Origin of the sequence: Fulvivirga kasyanovii (genome assembly GCF_009711405.1) — a bacterium.
GTDB classification, from domain to species: Bacteria; Bacteroidota; Bacteroidia; order Cytophagales; family Cyclobacteriaceae; genus Fulvivirga; species Fulvivirga kasyanovii.
On sequence record NZ_SMLW01000183.1, the window covers coordinates 1 to 1658 of the forward strand.

Annotated in this window: 2 protein-coding genes; one reads left to right on the forward strand and one right to left on the reverse strand. The window is 33.3% G+C overall.

Features of this window, described 5'->3' with window-relative positions; all coding sequences use genetic code 11:
- Nucleotides 1-615 (reverse strand): GNAT family N-acetyltransferase (locus tag E1163_RS00660; RefSeq protein ID WP_155168597.1); only part of this gene is annotated, 615 nt, incomplete at its 3' end.
- A gap of 195 nt (nucleotides 616-810) precedes the next feature.
- Here E1163_RS00660 and E1163_RS00665 point away from each other — a divergent pair.
- Nucleotides 811-1658, forward strand: an 848-nt coding sequence (locus tag E1163_RS00665) for a hypothetical protein (RefSeq protein WP_155168598.1), incomplete at its 3' end; no start/stop codon positions are given.

Here is a 1658-nt window from a genome sequence, read left to right on the forward strand (position 1 = left end):
AATTGTTTCACCACCCTGTATCAACCGAATTTTCCAATCGCCATGACATGGAGCTACTATAGGCTCAACTAGGGAACCTGAACCAGTCTTACATATCAATTGCCATCGCCAACTAGGGTATTGTTTTGCAAGATGTGGCTCCTCATTCCATAATTCCAATGTTAGCATCTCTCTATCAGCAATGGTATTGCCAGAGACAGGCAATATTTTACCTAATACACGGTATAGCTTTAATTCATCTGGATCAAAATTGGTTGAAGCCGGCAATATAGTAAAACCTACTTTCTTCCAGAAAATTTCAGAGGATTGAGGGCGGCAGAGAATCTCTGCAATTCTAATTCCTAGCTTCTTAAAATGCTCTAGGCTTGATTCAACCAATTTTTTACCCACACCTCTCTTATGCATACTCATCTTTACTTCCAGAAAATCAATATTAACAATATTTCCATTTACCCTGTAGGTTAAAAAGCCGGTAGTTTCTTCTCCTTGGGCAATAACTATTAGCCTCTTATTTTTAAGGGCTTGAATTATAAGATCCCAATGATGCTTAAACTGAGAAATCCACTTTTCTATGTCGTTTAAGTGTCTTATAGAAGGGTTTATAATTACATTCATAAGTATCTACTCGATAGGTGTACAAAGATTATCTTACAGATAGATCATTAATGATGAAGAGCACAATGTAAGAGATTTTATATAATCAAATATTAACATAATTTATCACTTCTAATATTAGCAACTACTTACGTAAGTATTGTGTAATTGACATAATTAAATAGAACACAGTACTTTGTAATAAAAAAGTATACCATGATAATAGATATAGATTTTGCCGATGATATTATGGAAAAAATAGATATAGCGATAAATAGATATGAAAGCTCAAACGGCATTGAGCTAACTACAATGGCCACTATCCCTTCTGGGGCTGATTTGCCTAAGTTATTTAAACGCCAGAATTACTGCCTACCATATTATGTCCGAAGTGCAAGCAGCATAATCCAGTTATCAAAAACGCATTATGATTTAATGGTTAATTCCTGGACCAAAGAGCATCCGAAATTAATTGAAAATAGCCTTGAAAATACCATCAATAAAAAACTTAAAAATGACATGCCTGCTGAAGCTATATCTAATGCTATAGCAGATAAAATAAACAACCTCTTATTCGATTATAACTCTGTACTAGAGACGACCAGAAGGGTAAATAATCTGAATGGAATCAAAGACGAAGAAAAGATATTGATTAATCACCTAAATCATTATGAAAGTCTTCTCCGATCAGATACAAAGCAAATCGATACATTTTATGGAATTGTTCTTAACAAAGAAATTAGTGATCTCATTTTACAAATATATGTCCGGTTTATAAGCTATAGACTGGCACTGTTAAATCCACAATTGGAAAGCCACACTGCTTCTTCAAATTCGAAAGACCTAAAAAAAATAGTATGGAAAGGTAATCAGAAAGAACTATGCGAATTGTTTATTGAGTTACAATCTAAAGGATGGATTGAGGAAATTAAACAAGGAGATTTTTTCAAAACTGCTAAAGCCATATATAACCTTTTTGATTTAAGTCACACTCAGAAAAACAAAAACAGTGACATTGAAACATCTTTTTATCAGATACTAAAGGGCAATATTGATTCGCAAAC